Below are 23,706 nucleotides of genomic sequence, written 5' to 3'. Positions count from 1 at the left end.
TGTCCGTGGCGCCCGCTCAGTTCTTCGTGACTGGGCGGGCGCCACGGTCTACCCCGGACGTCTCCACCGGGTAATATCGGATTCGATTTATGTAGCCGGGCACACCTGCCCGGACCGGGACGGGGCTGTTAGGCTCCCATCCCAGCATGGATATCGGGCGCTTGCCCGGCACCCACCCCGATCCGCCAGGGACCACCACCGGCGGCCCGCCTCGCGCAGGAGGAAGAAGTTGCTGTCCGCCTTTCTCAGTGCGTTCCGTACGCCTGACCTGCGCAAGAAGCTGCTGTTCACGGTAGGCATCATCGCGGTCTACCGGCTCGGCGCCACCCTGCCCAGCCCAGGTGTCTCGTACGGCAACGTCCAGAAGTGCCTCGACACCATCGGGAGCGCGAACACCGGGGTGCTGAACCTGCTGGACCTCTTCTCCGGCGGGGCGCTGCTGCAGCTCTCGGTCTTCGCGCTGGGCATCATGCCCTACATCACGGCATCGATCATCCTGCAGCTGCTCACCGTGGTCATCCCGCGGTTGGAGCAGCTCCGCAAGGAGGGCCAGGCCGGCCAGGCGAAGATCACCCAGTACACCCGCTACCTCACGCTCGGGCTGGGCATCCTCCAGTCGTCGGCGTTCGTGGCGCTGGCCCGCTCCGGGCAGCTGTTCAACAACCAGTGCGACCAGTTCCCGATCGTGCCCCAGGGCACCGGCATCCCGGACTGGCTGACGCTGACGATCCTGGTCATGACGATGACCGCCGGCACCGGCATGGTGATGTGGCTCGGCGAGCTGATCACCGACCGGGGTGTCGGCAACGGCATGTCGGTGCTGATCTTCACCTCGATCGCGGCCCGCCTCCCCAGCGAGGGCTGGCGGATCAAGACCCAGCAGGGTTGGGGCAAGTTCTTCCTGGTGCTGGCGCTGGTCCTGGTGGTCATCACCGCGGTCACCTTCATCGAGCAGGCGCAGCGCCGGATCCCGGTGCAGTACGCCAAGCGGATGATCGGCCGGCGGATGTACGGCGGCACCTCGACCTACATCCCGCTGAAGGTCAACCAGGCGGGTGTCATCCCGGTCATCTTCGGCTCGTCGCTGCTCTACCTGCCGCAGCTGGCGCTCCAGTTCTTCGACCAGACGGACCCGGGCAAGACCCAGGCCTGGATCCAGAACAACGTGGTCGACCCGTCGAGCCCGCTGCACATCGCGATCTACTTCCTGCTGATCATCTTCTTCACGTACTTCTACGTGTCGATCACGTTCAACCCGACCGAGGTCGCGGACAACATGAAGAAGTACGGCGGCTTCGTGCCGGGCATCCGCCCCGGCAAGCCGACCGCCGACTATCTCGACTTCATCCTCAGCCGGATCACCCTGCCGGGCGCGCTCTACCTGGGCATCGTCTCGATCCTGCCGAACTTCTTCTTCATCTGGCTGAACAGCGAGCAGTTCCAGAACTTCCCGTTCGGCGGCACCGCTGTGCTCATCATGGTCGGCGTCGGTCTGGAGACCGTGAAGCAGATCGAAAGCCAACTCATGCAGCGGAACTACGAAGGGTTCCTGCGGTAGATGCGACTCGTTCTGGTTGGCCCGCCGGGGGCGGGCAAGGGCACACAGGCGGAGTTCATCGCCGCTCACCTCTCGGTGCCGAAGATCTCGACCGGTGACATCTTCCGGGCGAACGTGTCCCAGGGCACGCCGCTGGGTGTCGAGGCGAAGCGCTACATGGACGCGGGCAAGCTGGTCCCGGACGAGGTGACCATCAACATGGTCCGGGACCGGCTCGCCGAGCCGGACGCGTCGGAGGGCTTCCTGCTCGACGGCTTCCCGCGCACCACGCCGCAGGCCGCCGCGCTGGACAAGCTCCTCGCCGACCTGGGCACCGCGCTCGACCTGGTGCTGGAGCTGGTCGTCGACGACGACGAGGTGATCCGGCGGCTGTCGGGCCGGCGCACCTGCCGGGGCTGCGGCAAGATCTGGCACGTCGAGTTCGACGCGACCACCCGGGACGGCATCTGCGACCGCTGCGGCGCCGAGCTGTTCCAGCGCGACGACGACAAGCCGGAGACCATCGCCGCCCGGCTGCGCGAGTACGCCGAGAAGACCGCGCCGCTGGTCGACTACTACGGCGCCCAGGGCAAGCTGGTGGGCATCGACGCCACCGGCCCGGTGGAGGACGTCACCGTCCGCGCCATCGACGCCCTCCGCTCGTACGGCGGCTGACAAACAGTCGTACGGCGGCTGACGAACGCCGGGGTCCCGGCGGATAGAGTGCGAACAGCGGGGTACGTGCGACGTGCCCCGCTGCTCCGCGCGACGAAAGGTAACGGCCCCATGCGTCGTCCCCAGCTGGACATCCAGCTGAAGAGCCCCGACCAGATCGAGAAGATGCGCGCCGCCGGCCTTGTGGTGGCCGAGGCGCTGCGTCGGATGCGGGAGGCGGTGGTCCCCGGGGTCAGCACCGCCGACCTGGACGCGATCGCCGAGTCGACCATCCGGGAGGCCGGGGCCGTCCCGTCGTTCAAGGGCTACCACGGCTTCCCCGCGTCGATCTGCTCCTCGGTCAACGAGCAGGTGGTGCACGCGATCCCGTCGCCCGCTCAGGTGCTCCGGGAGGGCGACCTGATCTCGATCGACTGCGGCGCGGTGCTCGACGGCTGGCACGGCGACGCGGCGATCACGGTGGGCGTGGGGGAGGTCGACCCGGCGCTGTTGAGGATGGCCGGGGTGGCCGAGGACGCGATGTGGGCCGGGATCGCGGCGGCGGCGCGCGGGGCGGCCAACGGCCGGGGCCGGCTCACCGACATCTCGCACGCGGTGGAGACGGCGGTCCGCAGGGGCGGCCGGTACGGCATCGTCGACGGGTACGGCGGGCACGGCATCGGCACCGAGATGCACCAGGATCCGCACGTGCTCAATCACGGCCGGCCCGGCAAGGGTCCCCGGCTGGTGCCGGGCATGGCGTTGGCCATCGAGCCGATGATCACCTTGGGCTCGCCGCGCACGGTCGAGCTGGCCGACGGCTGGACCGTCGTCACCCGGGACGGCTCGATGGCGGTGCACGTCGAGCACTCGATGGCGTTGCTCCCGGACGGGGTGTGGGTGCTGACCGCGTTCGACGGCGGTCGGGAGCGCCTGGGCGAGCTGGTCACCGCCCGCCAGCCCGCCGGCTCCCCGGCGGCCTGATCGCCGGCCAGGCTCCGGCGGGGCCGCGCGGGTGACCCAGGTCACTCCGAGCGGTGCGCGGGGCCGTAAATACTCCGGCCGGGTGACCTGGTGGGTGGCCGGTTTGGCGGCGGCGCGCAGGCGGGCGTAGACTTTCTGATCGGCGCACAGCGTCCACTCCGGCATGCCCACCCTGCGCTTCGGTGGGGCCGGAGCCGCGGCTGGCGCGGGCACCCGATCAGCGTCGGGGGCCCGTGTAAGACGTTGTGGGCCGTCCGGAGTAACCGACGTCAGGACAGCGGAGGACATGCCGAAAAAAGACGGAGCCATCGAGATCGAGGGTCGGGTCATCGAGCCCCTGCCGAACGCCATGTTCCGGGTGGAGCTCGCGAACGGTCACAAGGTGCTGGCTCACATCAGTGGCAAGATGCGGCAGCACTACATCCGCATCCTGCCGGAGGACCGCGTCGTCGTCGAACTCTCGCCGTACGACCTGACCCGCGGGCGCATCGTCTACCGCTACAAGTAAGCGACCTGACGACGGCCGGCTAGTCCCCGTGTCCGTCTTCGACGTCCGGCGTCGCGCGTCGTCGCGCCTCCGGGCCAGATGGGAAGTAAGGCAACCGTGAAGGTCAAGCCGAGCGTCAAGAGGATCTGCAACAAGTGCCGGGTTATCCGCCGGCACGGCCGGGTCATGGTCATCTGCAGCGACCCGCGCCACAAGCAGCGCCAGGGCTGATCCAGCCCACACATCATCAGCTCGTCCCAGCCGCGAGCGGTGCGCATCGCGTACCTCTGCGTGGTTGACCCCCGGTCGGAGGCCGGGGCCCGCTCGGGCAGCGGTCGTTCCTTTCGGCGCCACGGCGCCGGTCGGGCGACCGGAGCGGGGTGGGGCGGGTGCAGACCTCCGCCAGGAAACCACAAGGAGTACGCCCGCACATGGCTCGTCTAGTCGGCGTGGACCTCCCCCGCGAGAAGCGGATGGAGATCGCGCTCACCTACATCTTCGGGGTCGGCCGCACCCGTGCCCTGGAGACGCTCGCCGCTACCGGCATCTCGCCGGACAAGCGCGCTCGGGACCTCACGGACGAGGAGCTGGTCCAGCTCCGCGACCACATCGAGGGCAACTACAAGGTTGAAGGCGACCTGCGCCGCGAGGTCGCCGCTGACATCCGCCGCAAGGTCGAGATCGGCTGCTACGCCGGTATCCGCCACCGCCGTGGTCTCCCGGTGCGTGGCCAGCGGACGCGGACCAACGCCCGCACCCGCAAGGGCCCGAAGCGGACCGTCGCCGGCAAGAAGAAGCCCGGCAAGAAGTAATTAGGAGCGCACAGACTTATGCCACCGAAGGCTCGTGCCGGAGCCGCCGTCAAGAAGGTCCGGCGCAAGGAACGCAAGAACGTCGCCCACGGGCAGGCGCACATCAAGAGCACCTTCAACAACACCATCGTGTCCATCACGGACCCGACGGGTGCTGTCATCTCCTGGGCCTCGGCCGGCCAGGTGGGCTTCAAGGGCTCCCGCAAGTCGACCCCGTTCGCCGCGCAGCTGGCCGCCGAGGCTGCCGCGCGCCGGGCGATGGAGCACGGCATGCGCAAGGTCGACGTGTTCGTCAAGGGCCCCGGCTCCGGCCGGGAGACCGCCATCCGTTCGCTGCAGGCCGTCGGGCTGGAGGTCGGTCAGATCTCCGACGTGACCCCGCAGCCGCACAACGGGTGCCGTCCGCCGAAGCGTCGCCGGGTCTGAGAGGTTAGAGAGAGATGGCTCGTTACACCGGTGCTGACTGCCGCCGTTGCCGGCGGGAGAAGATGAAGCTGTTCCTCAAGGGCAGCAAGTGCGATGGTCCGAAGTGCCCGTTCGAGTCCCGGCCGTTCCCGCCCGGGCAGCACGGCCGCGGCCGCACGAAGGAGACGGAGTACCTGCTCCAGCTCCGCGAGAAGCAGAAGGCCCGCCGCGTGTACGGCGTGCTGGAGAAGCAGTTCCGCGGTTACTACGAGGAGGCCGTGGCCAAGCAGGCCAAGACCGGTGAGGTCCTCCTGCAGATCCTCGAGTCGCGGCTGGACAACGTGGTCTACCGGGCCGGCTACGCCAAGTCCCGGGACATGGCCCGCCAGCTGGTCAAGCACGGTCACTTCACGGTGAACGGCAAGAAGGTCGACATCCCGTCGTACCGCGTCAAGGAGCACGACATCATCGAGGTTCGGGTCAAGAGCAAGGAGCTCACCCCGTTCGTCGTGGCGCAGGCCGAGGCCGGCTCCAAGACGGTTCCGGCGTGGCTGGAGGCCATCCCGAGCCAGATGAAGGTGCTCGTGCACTCGCTCCCGGCCCGCCAGGTGATCGACACCCAGGTCCAGGAGCAGCTGATCGTCGAGCTCTACTCCAAGTAGTCGGGCTCGTTGCGGTGGTCCGTCCTGCGGGGCGGGCCACCGGAACGGTTTGTGTCGCGGACGTCAAATAGCGGGCGTCCCGGAAGAGAAGAGAAGACATGCTCATCAGCCAGCGACCGTCTCTGTCCGAAGAGTCGATCAACGAGACCCGTTCCCGGTTCACCATCGAGCCGCTGGAGCCGGGCTTCGGGTACACCCTGGGCAACTCGCTGCGGCGCACGCTGCTGTCGTCGATCCCGGGTGCGGCGGTCACCTCCATCAAGATCGACGGCGTGCTGCACGAGTTCACCACGATCCCCGGCGTCAAGGAGGACGTGGTCGAGCTCGTCATGAACATCAAGGAGCTGTGCGTCAGCTCCGAGCACGACGAGCCGGTCAGCATGTACCTGCGCAAGCAGGGCCCGGGCGACGTGACCGCGGGCGACATCCAGCCCCCGGCCGGCGTCTCGGTGCACAACCCGGACCTGAAGCTCGCCACCCTCAACGGCAAGGGCCGGCTCGACATGGAGCTGACCGTCGAGCGGGGTCGTGGCTACGTGACGGCGGCGCAGAACAAGCAGGCCGGTGCCGAGATCGGCCGGATCCCGGTCGACTCGATCTACTCGCCGGTGCTGAAGGTGACGTACCGCGTCGAGGCGACCCGGGTCGAGCAGCGGACCGACTTCGACCGGCTGATCATCGACGTCGAGACCAAGCCGTCGATGGGCCCGCGCACCGCGCTGGCCTCCGCCGGTTCGACGCTGGTGGAGCTCTTCGGGCTGGCCCGGGAGCTGGACGAGACCGCCGAGGGCATCGACATCGGGCCGTCGCCGCAGGACGCCCAGCTGGCGGCGGACCTGGCCCTGCCGATCGAGGAGCTGGACCTGACCGTCCGCTCCTACAACTGCCTCAAGCGCGAGGGCATCAACTCCGTCGGTGAGCTGATCGGGCGCACCGAGGCCGACCTCCTCGACATCCGCAACTTCGGCCAGAAGTCGATCGACGAGGTCAAGATGAAGCTGGCCGGGATGGGTCTGGGGCTGAAGGACTCGGCCCCGAACTTCGACCCGGCGCACGTCGTGGACGCCTTCGGTGAGGCCGACTACGACACCGACGACTACCGCGAGACCGAGCAGCTCTAGTCCCCGCTGCCGCCACACCTGAGGAGCACCAAGCATGCCCACGCCCACCAAGGGCCCCCGCCTCGGCGGCAGCCCCGCGCACGAGCGGCTGATGCTGGCCAACCTGGCCACCGCGCTGTTCCAGCACGGCAAGATCAAGACCACCGAGACGAAGGCCCGGCGGCTGCGTCCGCTGGCCGAGCAGCTCATCACCAAGGCCAAGCGGGGCGACCTCGCCTCCCGTCGGCGGGTGCTGGGCGTCGTCAAGGACAAGGACGTGGTCTACTCCCTGTTCGACCAGATCGCGCCCCGGTACGCCAACCGTCCGGGCGGCTACACCCGGATCGTGAAGACCGGTCCGCGCAAGGGTGACAACGCTCCGATGGCGATCATCGAGCTGGTCGAGGAGCTTCAGGTCGCCGAGCCGAAGGCGAACAGGAAGACCGCGGCCCGCAAGGCCGCGCAGCAGGACAAGGTCGAGGCGCTCGCCCCGGCCGAGGAGGCCCCGGCGTCGGCCGAGACCGACCAGGACTCCGAGGCGCCGGTGTCGGCGTCCGGCGACACCGCCGCCGCCCGCGAGGACAGCGACGAGGCCGCCGAGGGCACCGAGAACAAGGCCTGAGCAACGGCAGCACCGTCGGGCCCGGCATCCCTTCCTGGGGTGCCGGGCCCGACCCGTGAGGAGGTACGAGGTGGACGAGCGGATCCGGCTGCGGCTGGCGGTCGCGTACGACGGCACCGGTTTCTCCGGCTGGGCGGCCCAGCCGACCCGGCGGACGGTGGCCGGCGTGCTCGCCGAGACCCTCGACCTGGTCCTCGGCGCGGGCGTGGCGACGGGGCTGACCGTGGCCGGGCGGACCGACGCCGGGGTGCACGCCACCGGCCAGGTCTGCCACCTCGACCTGCCGGCCGCCGTGTGGCGTGAGCACGAGGGGCGGCTGCTGCGCCGGCTGGCCCGGCTGCTCCCCACCGACGTGCGGGTGCGGGCGATGACCGAGGTGCCGGCGGACTTCGACGCCCGCTTCTCGGCGACCTTCCGCCGCTACGAGTACCGGGTGACCGACGCGCCCTTCGGTGCCGAGCCGCTGCGCCGGCACGAGGTGCTGGCCTGGCCGAGGCCGCTCGACCTGGCGTTGCTCAACGCCGCCGCGGCGGGGCTGGTGGGGGAGCACGACTTCGCCGCGTACTGCCGGCGCAAGGAGCACGCGACCACGCTGCGCGAGGTGACCCGGCTGGACTGGCGGCGCGACCCCGACGGCCTGCTGGTCGCCACCGTCCAGGCCGACGCGTTCTGCCAGGCGATGGTGCGCAGCCTGGTCGGGGCGATGCTGGTGGCGGGGGACGGGCGGCGCCCGGTGGAGTGGCCGGGCGGCCTGTTGACCCGGCGGGAGCGGTCCAGCGAGGTGACGGTGGCCCCGGCGCACGGGCTCACGCTGGTCGCCGTCGGCTATCCCGACGACCCCGCCGAGTACGCCCGCCGCGCCGACCTGACCCGCCGGCTCCGCGTATTCACCGACGGGCCTGCCGCCGAGGGCTGAGAGGTCGCGTCAGTCGTTCTCGCTGTCGTCCTCGTCGCTGTCGCTGGGGGTGGGATTCGGCTGGCCGGCGGTGCCGCCGGTCGCCCGGCGCTCCAGCACCCCCTTGGTGAGGTGCAGCTCGATCAGGTCGAAGAGGATCTCGCGTGCCTTCGGGTCGGCGGCCTGCACCGGTTCGCCGTCGGCGCGGACCACGAGGCAGTACGCGAGGTAGTGGCCGCGTACCTGCCAGCCGACCCGGGCCGGGGCCTCGGTCAGCGCCTCGGTGTCGTCCCCGGCCGGCAGGCCGCGGAACCGGCCCTCCCGCTCGTCGAGCAGTTGCCGCAGCCGGTCCCGGACGCGCTGGGCGGTTGCCTTGTCGGTCAGGTTGAACAGCCCGGCGGTGAGCAGGTGGTCCCCGTCGGGGGAGCGCAGGCTCGCCCGGACCACCTGGTTGCAGCCGAGCGTGGCGAGCAGGTCCGCCACCTCGCCGCTGGCGGCGACCGTGCAGCTGCCGCTGGACTGGCTCTTGAGCACCTCGTACGGCTCCGCGCCGTCGCCGACCACGACCTTCCCGCCGGGGAAGACCTCCTTGGCCGTCAGGGGCGCCGGGTCGGTGTCCCGGGAGTCGATGTCCTGCCGTTCGGCCTGTGTCGGCGACGGGGCGGCGGCGGCCGGCGGGCTCGGCGCGACCTGGGGGTCGGTGGCCCGGTCGGCGAGCAGCGCGGCGCCGCCGAGCCCGCAGAGGGCGAACAGCGCCAGGACCGCCGCGCCGCCGAACATCACCTGCCAGAGCCGGGTGCCGTGGCGGCCGGTGTCCCGGGCGCGTCGGGACCGGGGCAGGTGCAGCGGCTGTGTGGTGGCGTACCCGCCGGCCGGCGGGGCGGGGCGGGGTGCGGCCGGTGGTGGCGGCGCGGGAGCCGGCGGGGGCGCGGCGGACGCGGACAGCGCGATCCGGCTGGTCCGGGGCAGCGACGGTGTCGGGAAGCGGGACGGCGCGGGCCCGGTACGGGCGGGCGGGCGGTTCCAGGCCACCGACAGGTCCGACCCCGGCCGGGGGTGCCCCTCGAAAGCGTCCTCATCGGACTCGTACCGATACACCATGCGACCCAGAGTAGGGGGTATTATCCCTTTAGGGGGTAATACCCGGAAACTACGGTGTGGCTCGCCGCGCTCCGCCCCGCCTCCGCTGGGTACGCCACCCCGCCACCCCGCTCGCGGCGCCAGTGCGAGAATGCCGGGCGTGACCGGCGACCACTACTTCTCCGCTGAACCCGGAACCGCCGCCCGCCCCCGGGAGGTCGAGTTCACCGTCGCCGGGCGCGACTACGTGCTGACCTCGGCCGGCGGCGTCTTCTCCGCCGACCGCCTCGACTCCGGCACCGCCGTGCTGCTGCGCAAGGCGGACCTGCCGGCCCCCGACACCGCCGGCCCGCTGCTGGACCTGGGCTGCGGCTTCGGCCCGATCGCCTGCGTGCTGGCCGGCAGCGCCCCGGCGGCCACCGTCTGGGCCGTCGACGTCAACGAGCGGGCCCGGGCGCTCACCGCCGCCAACGCCGAGCGCGTCGGCGCGGCCGACCGGGTCCGGGTCGCCGCCCCGGACGACGTGCCGGACGACGTGAGGTTCGCCCAGCTCTGGTCCAACCCGCCGATCCGCATCGGCAAGGAGGGCCTGCACGAGCTGCTGCTGCGCTGGCTGCCCCGGCTCGCCCCCGACGGCGTGGCCTGGCTGGTGGTCGCCCGCCACCTCGGCGGCGACTCGCTGCACCACTGGCTGGTCGAGCGGGGCTGGCAGGTGCGGCGGCACGCCAGCCAGAAGGGCTACCGGGTGCTGCGGGTCACCCGCTGACCGGGCCGGTGCGCGACCGGCGGCCCGGCAGCCCGTAGGCCGGCGGCCCGGCAGCCCGTAGGGTCGCGCCGGTAAACGGCTGTCGCCGGGCCGGCCCGCTCAGGCAGGATGCCGGCGTGGGATACGTGGACGTGGCAGCCGTGGGGCACATTCTCCCCGACGGCCGGGAGCTCTTCACCGACGTGTCGTTCCGGGTCGGCGAGGGCGCCAAGGTCGCCCTGGTCGGGCCGAACGGCGCGGGCAAGACGACGCTGCTGCGGATGGTCGCCGGCGACCTGCCCGTGCGCAGCGGCGGGATCGCCCGCTCCGGCGGACTCGGCGTGATGCGCCAGTTCATCGGCATGATCGGCGACGACTCGACCCTCGCCGACCTGGCCCTGTCGCTCGCCCCGCCGCCGCTGCGCGACGCCGGCCGCCGGCTCACCGAGACCGAGGCGGCCATGCGGGCGGCCGAGGTGCGCGGCAAGTTCGGTAACGCCGCCGCCAAGGCCCAGCTCGCGTACGCGGACGCGCTCGCCGCCTGGGGCGAGGCCGGCGGGTACGACGCCGAGGTCGTCTTCGACACCGTCGCCACGATCGTCCTCGACGTGCCCTGGGACACCGCCCGGGACCGCCCGGTGCGTACCCTCTCCGGCGGCCAGCAGAAGCGCTTCGCCCTCGAACTGCTGCTGCGCGGCCCCGACGAGGTGCTGCTGCTCGACGAGCCGGACAACTTCCTCGACGTGCCGGGCAAGCGATGGCTGGAGGACCGGCTGCGCGAGTCGGCCAAGTCGGTGCTCTACGTCTCGCACGACCGGGAGTTGCTGGCCCGGACCGCCGACCGGGTGGTCGCCGTCGAGGGCGGCAGCGCCTGGGTCCACCCGGGAGGCTTCGCGAGCTGGCACGAGGCGAGGACCGCCCGGCACGCCCGTCTCGACGAGCTGCGCCGCCGCTGGGACGAGGAACACCAGAAGCTGCGCGAGCTGATGCTGATGTACAAGCAGAAGGCCGCGTACAACGACGGGTTGGCGTCGCGGTACCAGGCCGCGCAGACCCGGCTGCGCAAGTTCGAGGAGGCCGGGCCGCCGCCCGTACCGCCGAAGGACCAGGACATCCGGATGCACCTGACCGGCGGGCGGACCGGCAAGCGCGCGGTCGTCGCCGAGCAGCTGGAGCTCGACGGCCTGACCTACCCGTTCGACCTGGAGATCTGGTACGGCGACCGGGTCGCGGTGCTCGGGGCCAACGGCACCGGCAAGTCGCACTTCCTGCGGCTGCTGGCCCGGGGCGGCACCGACCCGGACCCGGCCAACGGCCCGGTCGACGGGGCCGCCGCCCTGGCCCCGGTGACGCACGACGGGGTGGTCCGGCTCGGCGCGCGGGTCCGCCCCGGCCACTTCTCGCAGACCCACGACCGGCCCGAGCTGATGGCCAGGACGCTGGTCGAGGTCCTGTGGCGCGGCGACGACCACCGGGCCGGGATGGACCGGCACGCGGCGATGGCGGCGCTGAGCCGGTACGAGCTGGCCGGGCAGGGCGACCAGCGGTTCGGCACCCTCTCCGGCGGCCAGCAGGCCCGCTTCCTGGTGCTGCTGCTGGAGCTGTCCGGGGCGACGCTGCTGCTGCTCGACGAGCCGACCGACAACCTGGACCTGGCCAGCGCGGAGGCGCTGGAGTCCGGCCTCGCGGCGTTCGCGGGCACGGTGATCGCGGTGACCCACGACCGCTGGTTCACCCGCTCCTTCGACCGCTTCGTGCTGTTCGGCAAGGACGGCGAGGTGGCCGAGACCCCCGAGCCGGTCTGGGATGTGTGAGGTGCAAGGAAGGGCCCCCTGTTAACGCATAACGGTGTAGAAGGGGCCCTTCCTAACGCACCTATAGGGTTGCTGCGTGACTGAGATGACGTACCGCCGGCTGGGCGACTCCGGGCTCGTGGTGTCCGTGGTCGGCGTCGGCTGCAACAACTTCGGCCGCAAGCTCGACCTCGACGGCACCCGGGCGGTGGTCGACGCGGCGCTCGATGCCGGCATCACCCTTTTCGACACCGCCGACATCTACGGCGAGCCGCACGGCGCCTCCGAGGAGCTGCTCGGCCAGGCGCTCAAGGGCCGCCGCGACGAGGTGGTGCTGGCCACCAAGTTCGGCATGGACATGGACGGGGCCAACGGGGCGGACTTCGGCGCCCGGGGGTCCCGGCGCTACCTCGCCCGCGCGGTCGAGGCGTCGCTGCGGCGGCTCGGCACCGACCACATCGACCTGTACCAGATGCACGAGCCCGACCCGGGCACCCCGATCGACGAGACCCTCGCCGCCCTCGACGACCTGGTCCGCGCCGGCAAGGTGCGCTACCTGGGCAACTCCAACTTCGCCGGCTGGCAGATCGCCGACGCCGACTGGGTCGCCTCGTCCAACGGGCGGGCCCGGTTCGTCTCCGCGCAGAACCACTACTCGCTGCTGGAGCGGGGCGTCGAGGCCGAGGTCATCCCCGCCTGCGAGCGCTTCGGCCTGGGCATGCTGCCGTTCTTCCCGCTGGCGAACGGCCTGCTCACCGGCAAGTACCAGCGCGGTGCAGCCGCGCCGGCCGGCAGCCGGCTCTCCGGCGGCGGCCGGTACGCCGAGCGCCTCGCCGCCGCCCGCTGGGACACCATCGAGGCGATCAGGGCGTACGCCGCCGAGCGGGGGCTCACCATGCTCCAGGTGGCCATCGGCGGGCTGGCCGCCCGGCCTGCGGTGACCTCGGTCATCGCGGGGGCCACCACGCCGGAGCAGGTGCGCGCCAACGCCGGGGCCGGCGTGTGGCAGCCCGGCGACGACGACCTGGACGCGCTCGACGCCATCCTCTGAGCCGAACGGCGGCGGCGAAACGACGAGGGGCAAACGGCGAGGGACGCCGGGGCAGCTCGCCCCCGGCGTCCCTCGTCCGACTTTCGGCCCGGTCAGGCAGCCGGTTCCCCAGGGCCGGCCGGCCGGCGCCGCCGCACGAGCAGCAGCGGCACTGCCGCCAGCAGCGCGACGGCGACGAGCCCGCCGGCCGCGTACGTCCACCAGCCGGTCCCCGGCCGGTCCCGCTCGTCCGGGCCGGCCTGCACGGCGACGGGCCGTGGCGCGGGCGGCGTCTGCGCGGCGCGGGCCTGCACCGTGGCGGTCGCCGACGTCTGGTACGGGGCCGGCGCGGTGACCGTCACCCGCCAGCGACCGGGGGAGAGCAGCGGGCCACTGGAGTAGAAGCCCTGCCCCTCCCCGGCCATTTCGAGCTGCACCGGCCCGGCCGTCCGGTCGCCCTCACCCTTGGCGGTGAGGGTCAACCGCACCGGCTGGTCCAGCCGGTGGCCGTCGGCGTAGACGGCCTGCACGGTGACCCCGCCGGCCCCGTCGCCGGCCACCGACAGCTTGAGCTTTCCGCCGTGCGCCGCCGCCGGGCCCGCCGGCAGCGCCACCAGGCACGCCGCGACGAGCGCGGCGGCGAGGATCCTGAGGGTACGCATCGCACGTGCTCCACTCGTTCGGTTCGGGTGGGGCCGCCCCCGCCGTCGTCGTGCACGGCGGGAGCGGCCCCGTTTCCGTTACAGCGAGCGTCCCCGGCCGAGCCGGGTCGGGTCGTCGCCGAGCCGGCCGGTGCCCTTCAGCGACTTGCCGCCGTTGGCCTTGACTCCGGCCGTGCTGGCCGTGCCGCCGAGCCGGACGATCATGGAGTCGGCGTCCCGGGTCAGCACGGCCCGGACCTCCGCCTCCTTGATGACGCCCTTCTTGTTCACCAGCGTGCGGAACTCCTTCAGCAGCTTGATCGCCTTCGCGTCCTTGCCGGACGCCTCGGCCTGCCGGGCAGCGGACAGCTTGCTCGACAGATCCTTGTGCGCCTTCGTCGACAGCCGCCCCGTCGCCTTGAACCGGTCCAGCAGGTTCTGCATGTCCCGGAACGAGGTGGTGACGAAGAACCGGACGGTCGAGCTGGTGGAGTTGCCCGCCTTGTCGGTCGCGGTCACGACCAGCTCGTGCAGGCCGAGCCGCAGCTCGTACATGGACTGCAGGGTGCGGTTGGCGTACGTCTTGCCGTCCAACTTGCCGGACATCGTCTTGACGCCGGAGGTCGGGTCGACCGCCTGCCAGGAGATCCGCACGTCCTGGCTGTCGCCGTAGAGCTGGCCGTCGGCGATGCCGGAGACCAGCAGCGTCGGCTTGTCACCGTCGATCTTCACCACGGCCGACTTCAGCGCCTCGGCGTTGCCGGCGGTGTCGGTGGCCCGGTAGAGCAGCTCGTGCGAGCCGTTCCCGGTCACCTCGACCGGCGTGGTGTACGCCGTCCAGGCGCCGCCGTCGAGCGAGTATTCCAGCAGCTTGACGCCGGAACCGGCGTCGGTGGAGGTGAGCACCACCGGGATCGTGCCGGCGTGCCAGCCGTCGTCGTTCGCCGGGGCGAACGCCGCCGAGCTGACCGGCGCCGTGGCGTCGATCTTCACGGCGACCGTCTTGCTCTCCTCCACGTTACCGGCGGAGTCCGTCGACCGGAACCGCACCTCGTGCGCCCCGTCACCGGCGACCTGCACCGGCTCGGTGTACGCGGTCCACGCGGTGGCCCCGTCGAGCTGGTACTCGGTGGAAGCCACCCCGCTGCCGCCGTCCTCGTCGGCCGCCGCGAGCGTGACCGTGACCGGCGCGGTGTGCCAGCCCTCGGTCGGGGTGCCGGAGACCGTCGCCGTCGTCACCGGCGCGGCCGTGTCGACCGTCCCGGTGCCGATCCGGAAGTAGTCGAACGACGCGGTCTTCGACGTGGCCGCGTTCGCCCCGAGGGTGAACAGGCCCACCTTCGGGGTGGCCCCGACGGCGGTGTTGCTCACCGTCCCGAGCGTCGTCCATTCCTGCCCGTCGGCCGAGTACGACCCGGTGAAGTCGTTCCCGGTGCGCGCCACCCGCAGGTGCCACACCCCCGAGGCCAGGTCGGAGACCTGCGGCTGCGGGTCCTGCACGGCCCCGCCGACCTCGCTGCGGAACTCGATCCGCCGGGAGACCGCCTGACCGGCCTGGTTGTCCACGATGAAGTCGAACTTGACGTAGTTGTCGTCGTCGGCGTGGACGATCAGACCCGCCTGCTGGTACTGCTCGGCCAGCAGGCTGCCGTCGACCTTCGTCTCCAGGGTCCAGTCGCCGGACGGCGCGGTCTGGAGGATGAAGTTCGTCGGCCCGGTGTTGCCGGTGCCGTAGATGTCACCGGACGGCACGTCGATCTGCAGCGCGCCGCCGGTCACCCGGTAGGTGGCCGCGTCCTCCCGCAGGATCGCGTTCCACCGGCACTTGTCCAGCGAGGTGCCGCCGAACTCGTCCGACGGGTCGACGGGCCCGGCCGGCTCGTCCGGCGTGACCTGGAACGAGTCGAACGCCGCGTCCTCCACCGGGGCGGTGGTGCCGCCGTTGAGGGCGAACAGCCCGATCCGGGGGTTGTCGATCCCGGCGAGCGCGGCGGACCGGCCGACCGGGGTGAACGTCGTCCCGTCGCCGGACATCTCCGCCGTCAGGTTCGTCCCGTCGCTGGTCATCCGCAGCCAGATGGTGTCACCGGTGGGCGCGTCGGCGCTGTCGGCCGACTCGTTGCGTGGCGACCCGGCGGTCTCCCGGATGAACTCCACCCGGCGGGAGCCGCTGTAGAGCAGGTCCAGCTTGGCGTAGTTGTCGTCGTCGCCGTAGATCAGCAGGCCGGCCTGCTGGTAGTTGGCGGTGACGGGCAGCGTGACCTTCGTGGTGGCCTGCCAGGCCCCGCTGGGCGCGGGCTGGAGGACCAGGTTGGTGGCGTCGTTGCGGGTGCCGTACAGGTCACCGGAGGCGGTGGGCAGCCGCAGCGACCCGCCCGAGACCGAGTAGAGCTGGTTCTCCCGGACCACGGTCCAGCGGTCCTTGTCGAGGCTGGTGCCGAGGAAGTCGTCCGAGCGCGCCCCGAAGCAGGACGTGTTCGCCGCCTCCACCTTCACCGGGACGGTCACGTACGCCTTCGCGCCCCGGGCGTCGGTCACCGTCAGGGTGGCGGTGAAGGTGCCCGGCACGGCGTACGTGTGGGTGGCGTCGAGGGTCGACGCCGTCTGGCCGTCACCGAAGTCCCAGGCGTACGTCAGCGGGGTGTCGCCCTCGGCGTCGGTGGCCGTGCCGTCGAAGACGACGGTGACCGGCGCGGTGCCGGTGGCCGGCGTCGCCGTGGCGCTGACCTGCGGCGGCGCGTTGTCGGTGACGCCCCGGCCGATGAAGTCCATCCAGTTGATGTTGAACACCGAGTCGGCGCCGCCGGTCGGGTGCTTGGCGAGGAAGTACAGCGTGCCCTCAGCCGTGCCGGTGACCGGAGCGGTCACGTCGACGTACTGCTGCCAGCCGCCGGTGCCGGGCACGTCCGCGGACGCGACCAGCGGGCCGTCGACGGTGCCCGAGCGGACCTCGATCCGCCCGCCTGCGGTCGCCGAGGCCGCCCGGAACCGGATCGAGTCGATCCCGGTCAGGCTGGCCGGGGCGAGCGACCACCAGTCGCCGTCCTCGATGAAGCCGATGTTCTGGCCGCCGCCTGCGGTGTCGGAGCCGGTCTCCTTCTGCACGCCCGGGTCGCCGCCGCCGGTGCTGCCCGGGGCCCGACCGGTGGCGGTGAAGTACTCGGCCTGCTTGCGCTTGGGCTGCAACTGCTCGATCGCCCGGCCGGTCAGCGGGCCGGCGTCGCCGGCGCCGCCCTTGTCGGTGTACGTCGCCTCGAAGACGCCGAAGACGTTCGCCTCCGCGCCGTGGCCGGACGCCAGCGACGTCTGCACGGTGCCCGTGCAGCCGGTGTGCTGCTCCAGCGGGTGGGCGTGCTCGTCGTGGCCGAGCAGCACCTGGAGCTGGACCTGGTCACAGTCGATGGTGCCGTCCTCCGGGTCGGTCACCTTGATCGTGTACTTGACCTGGTCGCCCCACTCGAAGAAGCCGCCGTTCGGCGGGAACTCGATGGTCACCGTCGGGGCGGTGTTGCCGACCGTTACCGGCACGTTCGCCACGGCGGTACGGCCGGCGGGGTTGGTGACGGTGAGCTGGGCGGTGTAGTCGCCGGCGGTGGCGTAGGTGTGCGTCGGGTTCGCCTCCGTGGAGGTCTGCCCGTCACCGAACGCCCAGGAGTAGGTCAGCGTGCCGCCGTCGGGGTCGCGGGAGCCGGCGCTGGAGAAGTTCACGGTCAGCGGCGCGGGCCCGGAGGTGGGGTCGGCGCTGGCCTCGGCGATCGGGGCCCGGTCACCGGCGGTGTAGTCGATCCGGTAGACCCCGGAGTTGTCGTTGTTGCCGCCGAAGCCGCTGCCCCACTCGATCAGGTAGAGCGCGCCGTCCGGCCCGAACTCGAAGTCCATCGGGCGGACCATGGTCATGCCGGTGAGCAGCTGGTTGATGTCGATCAGCGACTTGCCGTCCGCGCTGACCTGCATCGTGTACATCTTCGACTGGTTCCACTCGCCGAGGAGTGCCTTGCCGTCGTAGTAGGCCGGCCACTTGTTCTTCGACGTGTTGTCGGCGTCGAACCGGTAGACCGGGCCGCCCATCGGGGCGCCGCCGCCGCCGATCTCGGGGAAGCGCGGGTCGCCGCTGTAGCCGTAGTCGACGGTGGCCGCGATGGCCGGCGGCAGGTTGGTCAGGCCGGTGTTGTTGGGCGAGTCGTTCACCGGCGCGGCGCAGTCGAACTTCGCCCCGCTCGGCCCGTTCGGGAAGGTGTAGTCGTTGTACGCCTTGTTGTTGCCGGTGCAGTACGGCCAGCCGTAGTTGCCGGCGGTGGCGACGATGTTCCACTCCACCAGGCCCTCGGGGCCGCGGTCCGGGTTGGCCGAACCGGCGTCCGGCCCGTAGTCGGCGACGTAGAGGGTGTCGGTCTTCTGGTCGACGCCGATCCGGAACGGGTTACGGAATCCCATGCCGAAGATCTCGGGACGGGTCTTCGCGGTGCCCGGCGCGAACAGGTTCCCCGCCGGGACCGTGTAGGTGCCGTCGTCCTCCGGGTGGATCCGGATCACCTTGCCGCGCAGGTCGTTGGTGTTGCCGGCGGTGCGCTGCGCGTCGTAGTCCTGCCGGCCGGTCCGCTCGTCGATCGGCGTGTAGGCGCTCGACTCGAACGGGTTGGTGTTGTCACCGGTGGCCAGGTACAGGTTGCCCTTCGAGTCGAAGGTCATGCTGCCGCCCGCGTGGCAGCAGGTGTTGCGCTGGGTGTCGACCTGGAGGACGACCTTCTCGGTGGCCTTGTCGATGGTGTCACCGTCGACGGTGAACCGGGACAGGTAGTTGCGGGGGCCACCACCGGCCGGCGCGTAGTACAGGTAGATCCACTTGTTGGTGGCGAAGTCCGGGTCGAGGCGGAGACCGAGCAGGCCGTCCTCGTTGCCGGTGAAGACGTCCAGCTTGGTCGCGGTGACCGTGTTGCCGGTGTCCGGCTTGATGATCTGCACCCGGCCGTCACGCTCGGCGTAGAACACCCGACCGTCCGGAGCGATGTCCAGCTCCATCGGGTTGTTGGTGTTGCTGTCCAGCGTCACCTTCTCGAAGTTCGAGGTCTTCGAGGCACCGCAGTCGGCCTTCTCCACCCCGGCGGCGGTGCGGATGCCGCCGAGCAGGTGGGTGAGGAACTCCGGCTCCGCGTACGACTCCTGGGTGTGGCCGCCACCGGTGTACCAGGCCCGGCCGCCGTCGTAGTCCTGGCACCAGGCGGTCGGGTGGTCGGCGCCCATCGCGCCGCCGCCCGGGTTGTAGGACTTCTCGTCCAGGCTGGCCAGGACGTGCACGTCGGCGCGCGGGTTGGTCCGGAAGTTGTACCACTCGTCGTAGCGGGACCACTTGTCCGGCAGCGTGGCCGTGGACGGGTGGGCGTGGTCCTCGACCTTGACGGTGGCCTGCTGGTTGGCCGGGTGGCTGTTGAAGTACGCGCCGACCAGCTCGCCGTACCAGGGCCAGTCGTACTCGGTGTCCGAGGCGGCGTGGACGCCGGCGTAGCCGCCGCCGGCCTTGATGTAGCGCTCGAACGCGGCCTGCTGGTCGGCGGTGAGGACGTCACCGGTGGTCGACAACCAGATCACGGCCTGGTACTTGGCGAGGTTGGCGTCGGTGAACGCGGCGCCGTCCTCGGTCGTGTCGACGGTGAAGCCGTTGTCGGTCCCGAGCTTCTGGATGGCGGTGATGCCGGCTGGGATCGAGTCGTGCCGGAATCCGGCGGTCTTCGAGAAGACGAGCACCGAGAACGGGTCGGTGGCGGCGGCGACCGGCGCCGCCAGGGGTGCCGCCTGCGCCGCGGCCGGTGCGGCCTGGGCGGGGGTGCCGGCGACCAGGCCGGTGGCGACGAGGGACAGGGTGAGTAGTGAGGCGCTGAGGATGCCGCGAGGTATGCGGCGGCGGCGGGATGGAGACACTCCATGCTCCTTTGTCCGAGCTGGACAGTGGTGGGCACGGGGACGACTTCGCCGCAGACCGTCCCCGGTCGGTGCGGTGCCGGGCCAGACCGGGACCCGGGCACCTGTAACGTCGGTGCGGGCCGAAGCCCGCGCCGGCCGGACCGGCACGCGACGGGGTCGCGTACCGCTGGATCGGTACGCGGCCACGCCAGGCCGCGTACCGATCGGATCGGGTGCGCGACCTCGCCAGGCCGCGTACCGGTAGGTCGGTGCGGGCCACGCCGAGGCCGCGCGCCGAAATATGTCGATCGGTTGAACAAATTAGCGCCGCTGGACTCGTTTCCGGCAAGGCGTCGGCGTGTAACGATTCGGTATCGGCGATCGACCTATCCGGCGCATGCGGAGGAATGGGGAGAAGCGGCTCGCCGGCCGGTTGATCGTGGTCTGGACCACCGGTCGGATCCCTTGGCGGATCAGCCGATTCGTCGTACGGTGACACGGACGTAACCCACGGGAGCCCGGTGTACCGGGCTGAGAGGGGGGCTGGAGCCCCCGACCGTCGAACCTGATCCGGGTAATGCCGGCGCAGGGAGGAGAGTTGCCGTGCCGTCCCTTGGGCGACTGCATCTGATCACCGACACCCGGCCGGGGCGGGACCCGCTCGCCGTGCTGCGCGCCGCCCTGCCGGTGGCCCGCGCCGAGCTGGTCGTCCAGGTCCGGGTCACCGACGACGCCACCGACCGCGAGGCGTACGACCTGGCCCGGCGGGCGGTCGCGCTGTGCGCCCCGTACGGGGCGACGTGCCTGGTCAACGATCGGCTGCACGTGGCGCTCGCGGTCGGCGCCGCCGGCGGCCACGTCGGCGCGGACGACCTGCCGGTCGCGGCGGCCCGCCGGGTCCTCGGCCCCACCGCCGTGCTCGGCGCGACCGCCCGGGCACCGGGGCCGGCCGCCGAGGCGGTGGCCGCCGGGGCCAGCTACCTCGGCGTCGGCCCCTGCCACTCCACCGACACCAAGGCGGGACTGCCGGACCCCATCGGCCCCGCCGGGGTACGCGCCGTGGCCGGGGTCGTGGCGGTGCCGGTGATCGCCATCGGCGGGGTGACCGCCGTCGGCGTCCCGGCGCTGCGCGCCGCCGGGGCGTACGGGGTGGCGGTCGTCGGGGCGCTCTCCGCCGCCGCCGACCCGGGGCGGGCCACCGCCGAGCTGCTCGGGGCACTGACGGGTTCGGGGGCACTGACGTGTTAGGAGGGGGCCCTTCCTATACAGAAAGCGTCAACAGGGGGCCCTTCCTTACCGATGTGGCGGTGGTGGGGGGCGGGGTCGTCGGGCTGGCGGTGGCGTGGCGGTGCGCGGCGCGCGGGCTGCGTGTCGCCGTGCACGATCCGGCCCCCGGGTCGGGCGCGTCCCGCGTCGCGGCCGGGATGCTGTCGCCGGTCGCCGAGGCCTACTTCGGCGAGCGCGAGCTGACCGGGCTGCTGGTCGCCTCCGCCGCCCGCTGGCCCGAGTTCGCCGCCGAGCTGACCGCGGCCAGCGGCGTCGACCTCGGCTACCGCACCGAGGGCACCCTCGTCGTCGGGCTCACCGGCGACGACCTGGCGCAGGCGCGGCGGCTGTGGTCGTACCAGCAGGGGTTGGGGCTGCCCATCACCCCGCTGCGCCCGTCGGAGCTGCGCGACCGTGAGCCGGCGCTCGCCACCCGGGTGCGCGGCGGCGCGGTGGCCCCCGGCGACCACCAGGTCGACCCCCGGCGGCTGGTCACGGCGCTGCGGACCGCCGCCGAGCGGGCCGGCGCGACCCTGGTCACCGGCGGAGTGCGGGCGCTGTCCGACCTGGACGCCCGGGTCACCGTCGTCGCCGCCGGCTGCGGGGCCGCCGCGCTCACCGGGCTGCCGGTCCGGCCGGTCAAGGGCCAGATCCTGCGGCTCCGCGCGCCCGACGGCGGCCCGCCGGGCTTCCGGCACGTCATCCGGGGGTACGCCGACGGCGAACCCGTCTACCTGGTGCCCCGCGACAGCGGGGAGGTGGTGGTCGGCGCGACCGTCGAGGAACGCGCCGACACCGAGGTCACCGCCGGGGCGGTGCTGCGACTGCTCCGCGCCGCCGTGGACCTCGTTCCCGAGCTGGCCGAGTACGACCTCGTCGAGGCGACCGCCGGGCTGCGCCCCGGCACCCCCGACAACAGGCCGATCATCGGGCCGCTGCCCGGCCGGCCCGGCGTGCTCGCCGCCACCGGCCACCACCGGCACGGCATCGTGCTCACCCCGGTCACCGCCGACCTCGTCACCGAACTGATCGTCTCCGAGCCGATGGTCTCCGCAGCGGTGGACCCGCTGCTCGCCCCCTTCACCCCCGAGCGGTTCGCCGGCCAGCGCCGGCCCGGCTGACCGCCGCCGATCCGACCGACCCGCCGATCCGCCGCCGACCCGGCCGACCGCGTTTCGGCCCGGCCCACCGCGTCCCGCCTTTCCGTGCCGGTCACGGGACGCATCCGAGGAGGAGCACGCACATGGAACTGACGGTGAACGGCGCCGGGCGTACGCTGCCCGCCGGCGCGACCGTGGCCGACCTGATCGGCCTGGTCACCGACCAGCGGCGCGGCCTCGCCGTCGCGGTCAACGGCGAGGTGGTGCCGCGCGGCGGCTGGCCGGCGACGCCGCTGCGCGACGGCGACCGCGTCGAGGTGCTCAGCGCCGCCCAGGGCGGGTGACGGCGATGTCCCAGGAGGGCTCCGCGTTCGAGCTGGGCGGCGCGACGTTCGGGTCCCGGCTGGTCCTCGGCACCGGCGGCGCGGCCAGCCTGCACACGCTGGAGCAGGCGATCCGGGCGTCCGGCACCGAGCTGGTGACCCTCGCGCTGCGCCGCGTCGACACCGCCCCCGGCATGGGCGGCGGGCTGCTCGACCTGCTGGAGCGGTGCGGGGTACGGCTGCTGCCGAACACGGCCGGCTGCTACACGGCCGGCGAGGCGGTGAAGGTGGCCCACCTGGCCCGCGAGGCGTTCGACACGGACTGGGTGAAGCTGGAGGTGATCGGCGACGAGCGCACGCTGCTGCCCGACGGGGTGGAGCTGCTGCGCGCCGCCGAGACCCTGGTCGCGGACGGGTTCACCGTGCTGCCGTACACGTCGGACGACCCGATCCTGGCCCGGCGGCTCGCCGACGTCGGCTGCGCGGCGGTGATGCCGGCGGGCGCGCCGATCGGCTCCGGCCTGGGCGTCAACAACCCGCACCACATCCGCCTGATCCGGCAGAGCGTCGACGTGCCGGTGATCCTCGACGCGGGGATCGGCACCGCGTCCGACGCGGCGCTCGCCATGGAGCTGGGCTGCGACGCCGTGCTGCTGGCCAGCGCCGTCACCCGGGCCGCAGACCCGGTGGCGATGGCCACCGCGATGCGGTACGCCGTCGAGGCGGGCCGCCTCGCGGCCGGGGCGGGCCGCATCCCCCGCCGCTTCCACGCCCTGCCCTCCACCCCCGACGAGGGAAGGCCCGACCTGTGACCCCGTCCTCCGCTCCGTCCTCCGCTCCGCCTCTTGCGGATCTTGGAAGGAAGTGGCCCCTCCAGGGGCCGGAATCTTCCAAGATCTCGCCGCCGACGCCCTGCGGTGTCGTGGTGCTCACCGATCGGGGAGGGGGCGCGCCGGGAGGGCTCGGGCGGGTGGTGGCGGGGGCCGTGGCCGGGGGAGTGCGGTGGGTGGTGCTGCGGGAGAAGGACCTGCCCCGCGCCGAGCGAGCCGCGCTCGCCGCCGAGCTGCGCCCGATCCTCGCCGAGGCCGGCGGCACCCTGATCGTGGCGGGCCCCGACCCGCTCGGCGGCGACGCCGTGCACCTCCCGGCCGCCGGCCCGTACCCGCCGCCGCGCCCCGGCCCGGTCGACCACGCCCTCGCCGACCCGGCCGACCGCCCCGGCCCCGTCGACCGCCCCGGGCTCGCTGGTCGTCCGCGCCCGTGGCTCGTCGGCCGGTCCTGCCACGACGCGGCCGAGCTGGCCCGACTGACCACCGAGGGCTACGCGACTCTCTCGCCGGTGTACCCGAGCAGGTCGAAGCCCGGCTACGGCCCGCCCCTCGGGCCGCAGCGGCTCGGCGAGCTGATCCGGGTCAGCCCTGTGCCGGTCCTCGCCCTCGGCGGCATCGGGATCCCGGACCAGGTGCGCGCCTGCGTGGCTGCGGGCGCGGTGGGTGTGGCGGTGCAGGGCGCGATCATGCGCGCCGCAGACCCGGCCGAGACAGCCGCGACCCTGACGGCCGCCTGGGCGCAGGCGCGGACCCGCCACGCCCACGCGGAGGCCCGAACGGCGGGGCTGGGGCCGACCGTGCCCACGCAGGGATCAAGCCTGACTGCCCGGAGTGGGCACGGT

At 72.5% G+C, this 23,706-nt stretch carries 22 protein-coding genes and 1 riboswitch; of the genes, 19 read left to right on the top strand and 3 right to left on the bottom strand.

The genetic code is table 11. From position 1 onward, the window contains the following. The first annotated feature begins 229 nt into the window (after window positions 1-229). The 11 genes from secY (at window position 230) to truA (ending at window position 8,179) form a co-directional block, all read left to right on the top strand. Window positions 230-1,558, top strand: coding sequence for a preprotein translocase subunit SecY (secY, locus tag ACFT41_RS19350; RefSeq protein ID WP_377586159.1), 1,329 nt, complete (start codon window positions 230-232; stop codon window positions 1,556-1,558). After that, window positions 1,559-2,212 carry an adenylate kinase gene (locus ACFT41_RS19345; RefSeq protein WP_377586158.1) on the top strand — a complete coding sequence of 218 codons (654 nt, stop codon included), beginning with the start codon at window positions 1,559-1,561 and terminating at the stop codon, window positions 2,210-2,212. Window positions 2,213-2,323: 111 nt separating this feature from the next. Continuing rightward, a complete protein-coding gene (gene map, locus ACFT41_RS19340; RefSeq protein WP_377586156.1) occupies window positions 2,324-3,175 on the top strand; it encodes a type I methionyl aminopeptidase in 852 nt (283 codons plus the stop codon). A 286-nt stretch (window positions 3,176-3,461) separates the two neighbouring features. Beyond that, the gene (gene infA / locus ACFT41_RS19335) at window positions 3,462-3,683 is read left to right on the top strand and encodes a translation initiation factor IF-1 (RefSeq protein WP_007073013.1); all 222 of its coding nucleotides are present in this window, start codon (window positions 3,462-3,464) and stop codon (window positions 3,681-3,683) included. 96 nt (window positions 3,684-3,779) lie between these two features. Next, window positions 3,780-3,893 carry a 50S ribosomal protein L36 gene (rpmJ, locus tag ACFT41_RS19330; RefSeq protein ID WP_043965539.1) on the top strand — a complete coding sequence of 38 codons (114 nt, stop codon included), beginning with the start codon at window positions 3,780-3,782 and terminating at the stop codon, window positions 3,891-3,893. Between the two features lie 200 nt (window positions 3,894-4,093). Further along, window positions 4,094-4,474 (top strand): 30S ribosomal protein S13, encoded by a 381-nt coding sequence (gene rpsM / locus ACFT41_RS19325; protein ID WP_043965541.1) that lies wholly within the window; start codon window positions 4,094-4,096, stop codon window positions 4,472-4,474. Window positions 4,475-4,492: 18 nt separating this feature from the next. Further along, window positions 4,493-4,900, top strand: a complete 408-nt coding sequence (rpsK, locus tag ACFT41_RS19320; RefSeq protein WP_007073011.1) for a 30S ribosomal protein S11 — start codon at window positions 4,493-4,495, stop codon at window positions 4,898-4,900. A gap of 14 nt (window positions 4,901-4,914) precedes the next feature. Continuing rightward, window positions 4,915-5,541: a 30S ribosomal protein S4 gene (gene rpsD, locus ACFT41_RS19315; protein ID WP_377586154.1), complete on the top strand. Its 627-nt coding sequence runs from the start codon at window positions 4,915-4,917 to the stop codon at window positions 5,539-5,541. Window positions 5,542-5,639: 98 nt separating this feature from the next. Next, entirely contained in the window at window positions 5,640-6,662 is a 1,023-nt protein-coding gene (locus ACFT41_RS19310) for a DNA-directed RNA polymerase subunit alpha (protein WP_007073009.1), read from the top strand. A 34-nt stretch (window positions 6,663-6,696) separates the two neighbouring features. Beyond that, entirely contained in the window at window positions 6,697-7,263 is a 567-nt protein-coding gene (gene rplQ, locus ACFT41_RS19305) for a 50S ribosomal protein L17 (protein WP_377586152.1), read from the top strand. A gap of 70 nt (window positions 7,264-7,333) precedes the next feature. Continuing rightward, entirely contained in the window at window positions 7,334-8,179 is an 846-nt protein-coding gene (gene truA / locus ACFT41_RS19300) for a tRNA pseudouridine(38-40) synthase TruA (protein ID WP_377586150.1), read from the top strand. A 9-nt stretch (window positions 8,180-8,188) separates the two neighbouring features. Here truA and ACFT41_RS19295 read toward each other — a convergent pair whose 3' ends face one another. Then, on the bottom strand, window positions 8,189-9,259 hold the full coding sequence (locus tag ACFT41_RS19295) for a hypothetical protein (RefSeq protein ID WP_377586148.1): 1,071 nt from the start codon (window positions 9,257-9,259) through the stop codon (window positions 8,189-8,191). Between the two features lie 139 nt (window positions 9,260-9,398). Between ACFT41_RS19295 and ACFT41_RS19290 the strand changes: the two genes are divergently transcribed. The 3 genes from ACFT41_RS19290 to ACFT41_RS19280 all read left to right on the top strand — a co-directional run bounded on the left by ACFT41_RS19290 (window position 9,399) and on the right by ACFT41_RS19280 (window position 12,827). Continuing rightward, entirely contained in the window at window positions 9,399-10,004 is a 606-nt protein-coding gene (locus ACFT41_RS19290) for a class I SAM-dependent methyltransferase (RefSeq protein WP_377586146.1), read from the top strand. 116 nt (window positions 10,005-10,120) lie between these two features. After that, the gene (locus ACFT41_RS19285; protein WP_377586144.1) at window positions 10,121-11,797 is read left to right on the top strand and encodes an ABC-F family ATP-binding cassette domain-containing protein; all 1,677 of its coding nucleotides are present in this window, start codon (window positions 10,121-10,123) and stop codon (window positions 11,795-11,797) included. 85 nt (window positions 11,798-11,882) lie between these two features. After that, window positions 11,883-12,827, top strand: coding sequence for an aldo/keto reductase (locus ACFT41_RS19280; protein ID WP_377586213.1), 945 nt, complete (start codon window positions 11,883-11,885; stop codon window positions 12,825-12,827). Between the two features lie 92 nt (window positions 12,828-12,919). On the opposite strand, the gene ACFT41_RS19275 is transcribed toward ACFT41_RS19280, so the two are convergent. Then, window positions 12,920-13,468: a hypothetical protein gene (locus tag ACFT41_RS19275; protein ID WP_377586142.1), complete on the bottom strand. Its 549-nt coding sequence runs from the start codon at window positions 13,466-13,468 to the stop codon at window positions 12,920-12,922. Between the two features lie 78 nt (window positions 13,469-13,546). Next, a complete protein-coding gene (locus tag ACFT41_RS19270; protein WP_377586140.1) occupies window positions 13,547-19,363 on the bottom strand; it encodes a ThuA domain-containing protein in 5,817 nt (1,938 codons plus the stop codon). A 483-nt stretch (window positions 19,364-19,846) separates the two neighbouring features. Then, window positions 19,847-19,954, top strand: a riboswitch (TPP riboswitch). Between ACFT41_RS19270 and ACFT41_RS19265 the strand changes: the two genes are divergently transcribed. The 5 genes from ACFT41_RS19265 to ACFT41_RS19245 form a co-directional block, all read left to right on the top strand. Next, window positions 19,949-20,593, top strand: a complete 645-nt coding sequence (locus tag ACFT41_RS19265) for a thiamine phosphate synthase (protein ID WP_377586138.1) — start codon at window positions 19,949-19,951, stop codon at window positions 20,591-20,593. (Overlaps the previous riboswitch by 6 nt.) After that, window positions 20,587-21,732 carry a glycine oxidase ThiO gene (gene thiO / locus ACFT41_RS19260; RefSeq protein WP_377586136.1) on the top strand — a complete coding sequence of 382 codons (1,146 nt, stop codon included), beginning with the start codon at window positions 20,587-20,589 and terminating at the stop codon, window positions 21,730-21,732. The genes ACFT41_RS19265 and thiO overlap by 7 nt, the downstream gene beginning before the upstream one ends. A 122-nt stretch (window positions 21,733-21,854) precedes the next feature. Continuing rightward, window positions 21,855-22,055: a sulfur carrier protein ThiS gene (thiS, locus tag ACFT41_RS19255; protein WP_377586134.1), complete on the top strand. Its 201-nt coding sequence runs from the start codon at window positions 21,855-21,857 to the stop codon at window positions 22,053-22,055. A 5-nt stretch (window positions 22,056-22,060) separates the two neighbouring features. Next, on the top strand, window positions 22,061-22,846 hold the full coding sequence (locus ACFT41_RS19250) for a thiazole synthase (protein WP_377586132.1): 786 nt from the start codon (window positions 22,061-22,063) through the stop codon (window positions 22,844-22,846). A gap of 83 nt (window positions 22,847-22,929) precedes the next feature. Then, window positions 22,930-23,706 (top strand): thiamine phosphate synthase (locus tag ACFT41_RS19245; protein ID WP_377613939.1); only part of this gene is annotated, 777 nt, incomplete at its 3' end.

It is taken from the genome of Micromonospora sp. NPDC057141 (genome assembly GCF_042670805.1).
GTDB lineage: Bacteria > Actinomycetota > Actinomycetes > Mycobacteriales > Micromonosporaceae > Micromonospora.
The sequence above is the reverse complement of the archived record's forward strand: the minus strand, read 5'-3'. Positions and strand labels throughout refer to the sequence as shown.

What these genes read in the sequence shown, in the direction of transcription:
- ACFT41_RS19345 (WP_377586158.1), top strand. Translation starts at nt 1,559, where the DNA reads ATGCGACTCGTTCTGGTTGGCCCGCCGGGGGCGGGCAAGGGCACACAG.
- map (WP_377586156.1), top strand. Translation starts at nt 2,324, where the DNA reads ATGCGTCGTCCCCAGCTGGACATCCAGCTGAAGAGCCCCGACCAGATC.
- infA (WP_007073013.1), top strand. Translation starts at nt 3,462, where the DNA reads ATGCCGAAAAAAGACGGAGCCATCGAGATCGAGGGTCGGGTCATCGAG.
- rpsM (WP_043965541.1), top strand. Translation starts at nt 4,094, where the DNA reads ATGGCTCGTCTAGTCGGCGTGGACCTCCCCCGCGAGAAGCGGATGGAG.
- rpsK (WP_007073011.1), top strand. Translation starts at nt 4,493, where the DNA reads ATGCCACCGAAGGCTCGTGCCGGAGCCGCCGTCAAGAAGGTCCGGCGC.
- rpsD (WP_377586154.1), top strand. Translation starts at nt 4,915, where the DNA reads ATGGCTCGTTACACCGGTGCTGACTGCCGCCGTTGCCGGCGGGAGAAG.
- ACFT41_RS19310 (WP_007073009.1), top strand. Translation starts at nt 5,640, where the DNA reads ATGCTCATCAGCCAGCGACCGTCTCTGTCCGAAGAGTCGATCAACGAG.
- rplQ (WP_377586152.1), top strand. Translation starts at nt 6,697, where the DNA reads ATGCCCACGCCCACCAAGGGCCCCCGCCTCGGCGGCAGCCCCGCGCAC.
- ACFT41_RS19295 (WP_377586148.1), bottom strand. Translation starts at nt 9,259, where the DNA reads ATGGTGTATCGGTACGAGTCCGATGAGGACGCTTTCGAGGGGCACCCC.
- ACFT41_RS19280 (WP_377586213.1), top strand. Translation starts at nt 11,883, where the DNA reads ATGACGTACCGCCGGCTGGGCGACTCCGGGCTCGTGGTGTCCGTGGTC.
- ACFT41_RS19275 (WP_377586142.1), bottom strand. Translation starts at nt 13,468, where the DNA reads ATGCGTACCCTCAGGATCCTCGCCGCCGCGCTCGTCGCGGCGTGCCTG.
- thiS (WP_377586134.1), top strand. Translation starts at nt 21,855, where the DNA reads ATGGAACTGACGGTGAACGGCGCCGGGCGTACGCTGCCCGCCGGCGCG.
- ACFT41_RS19250 (WP_377586132.1), top strand. Translation starts at nt 22,061, where the DNA reads ATGTCCCAGGAGGGCTCCGCGTTCGAGCTGGGCGGCGCGACGTTCGGG.